We start from the raw sequence: 8,230 nt of genomic DNA on the forward strand, positions 1-8,230 counted from the left end.
AACATGCCTGTGGGAACCACGAGTCGGGGCCCCGGCCGTCTCGGGTCCCCGGTGACGCCGCCCCTAGCGGAAGCGCAGCGCCTTGAGCGCGCGCAGCCCGCCGGTCATCACGGCGGCGAACTGCTTGTCGTCCAGGCCGAACGAGGGCGCGATCGGCATCAGCCGCTGGGTCGCGATGGTCTGCGCCTCGGTGAAGCGCAGCAGCCCCTCGGCGCCGTGCCGGCGGCCCAGCCCGGAGTCGCCCATGCCGCCCATCGGGGAGGCGACCGAGCCGTACGCGGCCGCGTAGGCCTCGTTGACGTTGACCGTCCCGGTGCGCAGCCGGGCCGCGACCGTCCGGCCGCGCCGCAGGTCCTTGGTCCAGACGCTGGAGTTCAGGCCGTACGGCGTGGAGTTGGCGGCGGCCACCGCCTCCTCCTCGGTGTCGAAGCGGTAGACGGAGACGACCGGGCCGAAGGTCTCCTCGGCGCAGACCGCCATGTCGGGGGTGACGCCGTCGAGGATGGTCGGCTCGAAGAAGAACGGGCCGAGGTCCGGCCGCGCGCGGCCGCCGGCCAGCACGGTGGCGCCCGCCTTGACCGCCTCCTCCACGTGCCGGGTGGTGGTCTCCAGCTGGCGGACGGAGACCAGCGAGCCCATGTCCGCGCCGTACGCCAGACCGCCGCCGAGGCGCAGCGCCCGGGTGCGGGCGGCGAAGCGCTCCAGGAACTCGTCGGCCACCGAACGGTGCACCAGCAGCCGCTCGATCGAGATGCACAGCTGCCCGGCGGAGGAGAAGCAGGCCCGGACGGCACCCGCGGCGGCGGCGTCGAGGTCGGCGTCGGAGAGCACCAGCATGGCGTTCTTGCCGCCGAGTTCGAGCGAGGCGCCGACCAGCCGGGCGGCGGCGCGCTGGGCGACGTCGCGGCCGGTACGGGTGGAGCCGGTGAACGAGACGTAGTCGGCGTGCTCCACCACCGCGGGGCCGATCACCGGTCCGTCGCCGATCACGACCTGCCACAGGTCGGCCGGCAGCCCGGCCTCGACCAGCAGCTCACGGGCCCACAGCGCGGTGAGCGCGGTCTGCGTGTCCGGCTTGTTGACCACCGCGTTGCCGGCCACGAAGGCGGGCAGGGCGTCACCGACGGACAGCTCCAGCGGGTAGTTCCAGGGCGAGATGTGGCCGATCACGCCCTTGGGGCGGCGGGCCTCGACCGCGTGGGTGAGCACCGGCAGCGCCCCGCCGCGCCGCTTGTCCCTGAGGTGGGTGTGCGCGGTCCGCCCGTAGTGCCGGGCGGCCATGGCGACGGCCAGCACCTCCTCGAAGGCGTGCAGCCGGGCCTTGCCGGTCTCCGCCTGGATCAGGTCCAGCACCTCGTCCTGCCGCTTGAGCAGCAGGTCGTGGAAGCGCAGCAGGACGGCGGCGCGGCGGCGCACCGGCAGCGCGGCCCAGGCCGACTGGGCGCGGCGGGCGAGCTGGAAGGCGACCTCGACGTCGGCCGGGGTGGACTGCGGCAGGCTGGCCAGCCGCTCGCCGGTCAGCGGGGCGACGGTCTCCACCAGGTCGGGCTCGCCGGTCGCGGTGACGCCGGCGGCCAGCCGGGCGACCAGGGCGTGGGGCACGGCGGCCGCGACGGTCCGGCCGCCGCCGGGAGCCGTCGGGTTGCCGGCGCCGGGGTGTTCGGTGGCCACTGCATCTGCTGTGAGGTCCGACATACGGCGCAGCCTAGGCCTTCGGCGGCCGGTCCGGTACCCGTCGGTAACAAGAATCTGCCGCAGTCGGGCGAAACCGGGCGCCCCCGTTCAGCGGGTCGGCGTGAAGTCGCGGAGCACCGCGTTGAAGCGCTGTTCGGCCTCGTTCCACTCGTTGCCCTTCTCCGGGCTGGAGGAGTAGATCGCGTAGCTGGTGCCGTCGTCGTCGATGAACTCGGCCTCGATCGCCCGCCGCCGCCCGCCGCCCTGGGCGGCGTAGCTGAACTCCCAGACCGCCGCCTCGTGGCCGTTCACCGCGACGCTGGTCATCTTGTGCTGCTTGTAGTCCTTCAGCGACTTGGAGACGGAACCCTCCATCTGCCGCATGTGCTCCAGCGGCTTGACCGACTGCCCGACGGTGACCGCGAACTGCAGGTAGTGCGTCTTGTTGTCGGGGCTGTAGTAGATCTGGTTGTCGGGCGTGGTGGAGCGCTGCCAGGCCGGGCTCCCGGAGGGCAGCGGGAAGCGGAACCCGGCCGGGTCGTCGACCCAGTGGTAGCCGGTGGGCGCCGCCGCCGAGGGGCTGGCGTCACTGCTGGGGCCCGGCCCGGTCGAGTCGACCGGCGCGGTCGGGGTCGGCTCGTCGGAGCCGCCGCCCACCACGTGCCGGGTGGCGAAGAAGGTCGCCGCGGCCGCCAGCAGGCCGACGGCCACCGCGATGGCGACGATCTTCGCGGTGCTGCGGCGTTTGGCCGGTCCGCGCGCGGGCGTGACGGAGTGCGTCACCGGCGCGACCGGCCCGGTGGGCGCCTGTGCCGGGACCGCCGCGCCCCCGGCCGTCTCCTGGACGAGGGGAACCGCGGCGGACGCCGCCCGCGGCTCCGTCGGCCCCTCGGAGCCCACGGAACCCGCAGACCCCCCTGCGCCCTCCTCCGCGGCCGCCCCGGCGCCGGCACTGCGGTCCACCACCGGCACCGACTGGGTGGGCGACCGCACCGGAGCGACCGCCTTGAAGCCCATGGTGTGCCCGGCCTGCACCTCGGCCAGCATCCGCGCCGCCTCGTCCGCGGTCGGCCGGTCGGCCGGGTCCTTGGCCATCAGCGCGGCCAGCACCGGGCCCAGCGGCCCGGCCCGGCGCGACTCCGGCAGCGGCTCGTCGACCACCGCGGCCAGCGTGGTGATCGGCGAGTCCCGGCGGAACGGCGACTGGCCCTCGACCGCCGCGTACAGCGTCGCCCCGAGACCCCACAGGTCGGAGGCCGGACCGGGCCGCTCGCCCTGGGCACGCTCCGGCGCCAGGTAGTCCGGCGATCCGACCAGGTCGCCCGGCCGGGTCAGCTCGGTCGAGCCCTCGTACTTCGCGATGCCGAAGTCCAGCAGCACCACCCGCCCGGTACCGCGCTCCAGCAGCACGTTGGCCGGCTTCACGTCCCGGTGCAGCACGCCCAGCTGGTGGCCGCGGTGCAACGCGGCGAGCACCTGGCTGCCGACCTCGGCGGCGGCGCGCGGCGGCAGGGTGCCGTCCTGGCTGATCACGTCGGCCAGCGAGCGGCCGTCGACCAGCTCCATCACGATCCACGGCCGGCCGTCCTGCTCCAGCACGTCGTGCACGGTGATCACGCCGGGGTGCTTGATCCGCGCGGCCGCGCTGGCCTCGCGCTTCATCCGGGTGTGCAGGATCTGCAGGTCTTCCTCGGGCAGGTGGTTGACGGTCAGCTCCTTGACCGCGACCTCACGGTCGAGCATCCGGTCCCAGGCCCGCCAGACGGTGCCCATGCCGCCCCGGCCGAGCCGCTCGCCGAGCTCGTATCGCCCGGCCAACAGCCGCTCCGCGTCGGCCGCCTCCGGCCGGTCCTGCACACCCATCTGCGACCGCTCCCCCACACATTCCACCTGCCGTCACCGCGACGGAGGGCCTGGTGCAGACCACTGTTCGAACAAATCCCACGCACACATTAGGCGTACCGTGACGCCCCCGGTAATCACGCCCACCCCCCGGCCGGTCCGCCCGGGCCGTCAGCCTGCGAACAGCACCACGGCGACCATTCCCAGCGTGAGCAGGACGAAGACCCCCGCCACCAGCAGCGGACCCAGGAGCGAGGGAGGTATCCGAGGCGGTTTCGCCCCGGCATTCCCGGAGTCCCGGCCCTTTCCCCCGCGCCGACGCGGCCGCACCGGCACCAGCGGCGCCTCCGGCTTCAGCGTCACCGCCCGCGCCACCCGCTCCTCGTCCACCGGCTCCGGGGCACTCGTCAGCAGCTCCGCCAGCTCCCGGCCCACCGCCTCGGCGGTCGGCCGCAGCGCCGGATCCGGCTGCAGCAGCCGCTCGACCAGCGGCCCGAGCGGCCCGCAGACCGCCGAGTGCTCGCGCCGCCCGTCCCGTACCGCCGTCACCAGCTCCGGCACACTGCCCTCCGGGTACGGCGACCGTCCGGTCACCAGCCGGTGCACCAGCACCCCGAGCGCCCAGCAGTCGCCCGCCGGGCCGCCGTCCAGCGGCCAGCGCTCCGTCACCGGGCCGACCAGGGTGGCCCGTACGTCGTACCGGCGCCGACCGCCCGGCCCGCCGAGCTCCTCGGCCAGCGCCTCCTCCGCGACCCCGGCGAGCAGCCCGCCGAGCATCGCCGCGCCGTCCTCGCAGACCAGCACCGACCCGGCGGTCAGGTTGCCGTGGGTGAGCCCGGCCCCGTGCAGCGCCCGCAGCGCACCGGCCAGGTCGGCCGCCAACTCGGCCGCCCGGTACGGCGGCACCGGCCCTTCGGCCAGCAGCTCGGCCGCCGTCAGCCCGGCCGGCCGCTCCTCCACCGTCCACAGCGCCTCGTCCTCGACGAAGGCCCCGACCCCGCGCAGCAACCGCGGGTGCGCGGCCGGAGCGGCCGAGCCGACCGCCGCCACCCGCTTCACCAGCCGGTCCGCCTGGGCCGGCACCACGTCCTCCGGGTCCTGACCGGAGGTCAGCAGGGCGGGCAGCTCCAGGCCGCGCAGCAGCACCGTTTCCCCGGTCCGCTCGTCCACCGCGTGGGCGCGCCAGGGTCCGGGACGGTCCGTCAGCCCGTACCGTCCCGCCATCAACTGCCCGGGGCCGCCTCGCATGCCAGTTCCTCTCGCTCACGAGCAGCCTACTGAGCGGCTCCCTTACGCTCGGTCCCATGGAATGGACCGATCTGATCGAGCCCGCCCTCAAGGCGGCGGGAAACAGCACCCGAACCGAAGCCGTCCACCCGCTCCAAGAGGCAGCCATCGACGGCGAGAAGCCGGTCGCCTCCACCCCCGGGCGCCACCCCGACCACTTCCGCAAGGGGGTGCTCGTGCTCACCACCCACCGGTTGCTCTTCCTGAAGGACGGGAAGCCGCCGATACCGGTTCCGCTCACCGCCGTCACCGACGCCACCGTGGTCCGCAGCAAGATCAACGGAGACGTGCTGACCGTCGTCGCACTGACCGGCTCGCACCGCTTCGAGGACGTGGTCAAAGCCGACGTCTTCGCCGAGCAGGTCCGCGCGGCCGCCCGGACCGCCCGCACCGCCGCCCCGGCCCCGCAGGAGCCGGCCGCCGACGGCGAGCAACTCATCGGCCAGCTGGAGCGCCTGGCCGCCCTGCACACCTCCGGCGCGTTGACCGACGAGGAGTTCACCCGGGCCAAGCAGCGCCTGATCGGCTGACCTACGGCGCCGGCTGGAAGCTGGTGAAGACGACGTCCCGGACCGGAGCCTGCGCGGCCCACTCGGCGTCCGGGACGATCCAGTAGATCGAGTAGCCGTACTTGGCCGGAGTCCCGGTCACGAAGCCGCGGTTGAGCGAGTGCATCTTGGGTGAGCCGTTGGTCCACTCCCAGTCCGCCGCGTTGGTCCACTGCCGGTAGGTGATCGCCGACAGGTTCAGCCGCTGGTAGTTGGTGACCGCTCCGCGCACATTGGGCTCGGACTCCTGCCAGTCCGCGACGGCGCTGTCCCCCGGCGAGGTCGTCCACTCGATCCGCAGCTGACTGCCGTCCGCCGGGTTCTTGAAGATCCGCCGGTTGGCGTCCGAACCGCTCGGCTGCAGCCAGTCCGGCAGCACGACCGAGAACCCGCTCGGATCCTTGTACTCGTGGTACCCGGCCGGCACCGCGGAGGCGGGAGCCGGCGCCGGAGCCGGCGTCTGCACGGGCGCCGGAGCCGCGGGCGTGCTCACCGGCGCAGTCGGCGCCACGGTCACCGGCGCCGCCGCACTCTGACTCGCCGTCGCCACCGGAGCCGGAGCCGGCTCCGTCGCGGGCGCCTGGCTCGGCGTGGCCTCCGTCGTCGCCACCACCGGCGCGCTGGCGCCCGCACTCTGGCCGGGCTTCCCCTTCGCACCGCTGTCGCCGCCCCCGAGGGCCTGGACCACCGCGACCACTCCCGCGATCAGCAGCAGCACCACGACCACGGTGGCGATGGCCAGCCGCCGCCGGCCCGTCCGCGGGTTCGCCCCGGCCGCCTGCGTCGCCCCCATCGTCCACTCGCTGGTCACCGGCCGGATCGGCTCGGGCTCCGCGACGGGCTCGGCGACGGGCGCGGCGACGGGCTCCGCCGGCGGCTCCTCGTCCTTGGCCCGGCTGCCCACCCGGACCGTCCCCAGCAGCCCGCCCACCGACCGCTTCCGGCCCTCGTCGGGAACGGGCTCCGGCTCGGCCTCCGCCGCCACCGGCACCGCGTGCTCGGTCGTCGACTCGGCCTTCGCGGTGGCCTCCGCCACCACCCGCTTGAGCATCGACCGGGTCTGCGAGGCGTCCAGCCGCTCGGCCGGGTCCTTCGCCAGCAGCCCCTCGATCACCGGCAGCAGCGCCCCGGCGTTCACCGGCGCGACCAGGTCCTCGGTCATCACCGCGGTCAGCGTGGCCAACGCCGAGCCGCGGTCGTACGGCGGCCGGCCCTCGACCATCGCGTACAGCGTGCCGCCCAGCGACCACAGGTCGGCCGGCGGCCCGGGCTTCTGCCCGCGGGCCCGCTCCGGGGATATGTACGAGGGCGCGCCGACGAGCATGCCGGTGGAGGTGACGGAGGCGTCGCCCTCCACGCTCGCGATGCCGAAGTCGGTCAGCACGACCCGGCCGTCCTCACCGATCAGCACGTTGGACGGCTTGACGTCCCGGTGCAGGATGCCCAGCGCGTGCGCGGCGCTCAGCACGCCCAGCACGTCGAGGGCGATCTCGGCGGCCCGGCCGGGCGCGAGCGGTCCGTCCTCGCGGATCACGTCGGCCAGCGAGCGGGACTCGACCAGCTCCATGACGATCCACGGCCGGTCGTCCTCGTCGACCACGTCGAAGACGGTGACGGCGGAGTTGTGCCGGATCCGAGCGGTCGCCTTGGCCTCGCGCAGCGTCCGGACGATCAGCCGGTGCTTCTCCTCCTCCTCGACGCTGGCGTTCATCCGCAGTTCCTTGACCGCGACGGTGCGGCCCAGCATCTCGTCCTCGGCGCGCCATACGGTGCCCATGCCGCCGCGTCCGAGCACGCCGTTCAGGCGGTAGCGGCCGGCCAGGAGGCGGCCGGTGGAACCCTGCGCCTGGGTCATTCGGAACGTTCCCCCATGTGCTGCTGGCGGTCGTGGTGACGGCGCGTCGGACCGGCCGGGCCCGAACGCCCAAGCCTCCATCATCCCCTGTCCCGGGGGCCCACGACCACCCGCCCCCCGTCCCAACCTGGGACGAACCGGAACCGGTGCGGCGCTCCGTGCCCGATCTGTGATCGAAAACTCGCCAAGATCCGTCCGAATCACTGCTACGGTTCGGCAGCTCATCGTCTTTCCGGGGGGATTCGACGCCCATGACCGCACCCGCACCGGGCACTGACGGCCCATCGGCGCGGCCGCACACCGCCCAGCACTACTCGGTCGCCCCACCCCCGACCACCCCCGAGGGCTACGTCGCCCCCGGCATGCCCGGCGCCCCGGTCACCGGCTACGACCCCGTCGCCCCCCGCACCACCCCCCGCCCCCGACGCACCGCCCTCGCCATCGCCCTCGCCGTCCTCGCCACCCTCCTCAGCGGCCTCGCCTACGGCTGCGCCCCCCTACGCGCCGCCGACAGCCTCGGCTGGCTGGCCATCGCCCAAGCCGGCCTGATCGCCCTCCCCCTCGGCCTGCTCGGCGGCCGCAACCGCGCACTCCCACTCCTCGCCGCCCTGCTGGCCCCCGCCGCCCTCCTCATCGGCCAGCTCACCCAGCACCTCCGCCTGGCCCACGCCATCGGCTCCACCCCCCACACCCTCCTCCACGACACCCTCACCACCTGGCGCACCGACCTCCGCCCCCTCGACGCCGCCTTCTACACCATCGCCCTGGTCGGCGGCTTCCTCCTCACCCGCCGCACCGCCAACCGAGGCTGACCCCCAGAACCCCAACAGCCCACACGCCTCACCCCACCCACACCCCCAACCCACCCCCCCCCCACCCACCCCAACCCACCCCATCCCCCTCCCCCTCCCCCTCCCCTCACCCGACCAAGCGAGAGGGACGCGCTGCGGAAGGGGCGGCGCAGGGGGTGGCCCGGAGAGGGGCGTTGCGGGTGATTTTCAGACTGCCAACGGCGCCCCACCCC

Annotated in this window: 6 protein-coding genes; 2 read left to right on the top strand and 4 right to left on the bottom strand. The window is 74.5% G+C overall.

Going from position 1 to position 8,230, the window contains the following annotated elements; all coding sequences use genetic code 11:
- Positions 1–63: 63 nt before the first annotated feature.
- From ACIRD3_RS29140 to ACIRD3_RS29150, 3 genes are all read right to left on the bottom strand, one after another.
- Entirely contained in the window at positions 64–1,695 is a 1,632-nt protein-coding gene (locus ACIRD3_RS29140; RefSeq protein WP_402222549.1) for a succinic semialdehyde dehydrogenase, read from the bottom strand.
- A gap of 87 nt (positions 1,696–1,782) precedes the next feature.
- Positions 1,783–3,537, bottom strand: coding sequence for a serine/threonine-protein kinase (locus ACIRD3_RS29145; RefSeq protein ID WP_402222551.1), 1,755 nt, complete (start codon positions 3,535–3,537; stop codon positions 1,783–1,785).
- A gap of 150 nt (positions 3,538–3,687) precedes the next feature.
- Positions 3,688–4,764 (bottom strand): hypothetical protein, encoded by a 1,077-nt coding sequence (locus ACIRD3_RS29150; protein ID WP_402222554.1) that lies wholly within the window; start codon positions 4,762–4,764, stop codon positions 3,688–3,690.
- Between the two features lie 56 nt (positions 4,765–4,820).
- On the opposite strand from ACIRD3_RS29150, the gene ACIRD3_RS29155 reads away from it, so the two are divergent.
- Positions 4,821–5,333 carry an SHOCT domain-containing protein gene (locus ACIRD3_RS29155; protein WP_402222557.1) on the top strand — a complete coding sequence of 171 codons (513 nt, stop codon included), beginning with the start codon at positions 4,821–4,823 and terminating at the stop codon, positions 5,331–5,333.
- A 1-nt stretch (position 5,334) separates the two neighbouring features.
- Here the strand turns inward: ACIRD3_RS29155 and ACIRD3_RS29160 are convergent, their stop codons facing one another.
- On the bottom strand, positions 5,335–7,206 hold the full coding sequence (locus ACIRD3_RS29160) for a serine/threonine-protein kinase (RefSeq protein WP_402222559.1): 1,872 nt from the start codon (positions 7,204–7,206) through the stop codon (positions 5,335–5,337).
- A gap of 251 nt (positions 7,207–7,457) precedes the next feature.
- On the opposite strand from ACIRD3_RS29160, the gene ACIRD3_RS29165 reads away from it, so the two are divergent.
- A complete protein-coding gene (locus ACIRD3_RS29165; RefSeq protein ID WP_402222562.1) occupies positions 7,458–8,018 on the top strand; it encodes a hypothetical protein in 561 nt (186 codons plus the stop codon).
- Positions 8,019–8,230: the final 212 nt, after the last annotated feature.

It is taken from the genome of Kitasatospora sp. NPDC093550, from assembly GCF_044764985.1.
Classification (GTDB): domain Bacteria; phylum Actinomycetota; class Actinomycetes; order Streptomycetales; family Streptomycetaceae; genus Kitasatospora.

What these genes read in the sequence shown, in the direction of transcription:
- ACIRD3_RS29140 (WP_402222549.1), bottom strand. Translation starts at nt 1,695, where the DNA reads ATGTCGGACCTCACAGCAGATGCAGTGGCCACCGAACACCCCGGCGCC.
- ACIRD3_RS29145 (WP_402222551.1), bottom strand. Translation starts at nt 3,537, where the DNA reads ATGGGTGTGCAGGACCGGCCGGAGGCGGCCGACGCGGAGCGGCTGTTG.
- ACIRD3_RS29150 (WP_402222554.1), bottom strand. Translation starts at nt 4,764, where the DNA reads ATGCGAGGCGGCCCCGGGCAGTTGATGGCGGGACGGTACGGGCTGACG.
- ACIRD3_RS29155 (WP_402222557.1), top strand. Translation starts at nt 4,821, where the DNA reads ATGGAATGGACCGATCTGATCGAGCCCGCCCTCAAGGCGGCGGGAAAC.
- ACIRD3_RS29160 (WP_402222559.1), bottom strand. Translation starts at nt 7,206, where the DNA reads ATGACCCAGGCGCAGGGTTCCACCGGCCGCCTCCTGGCCGGCCGCTAC.
- ACIRD3_RS29165 (WP_402222562.1), top strand. Translation starts at nt 7,458, where the DNA reads ATGACCGCACCCGCACCGGGCACTGACGGCCCATCGGCGCGGCCGCAC.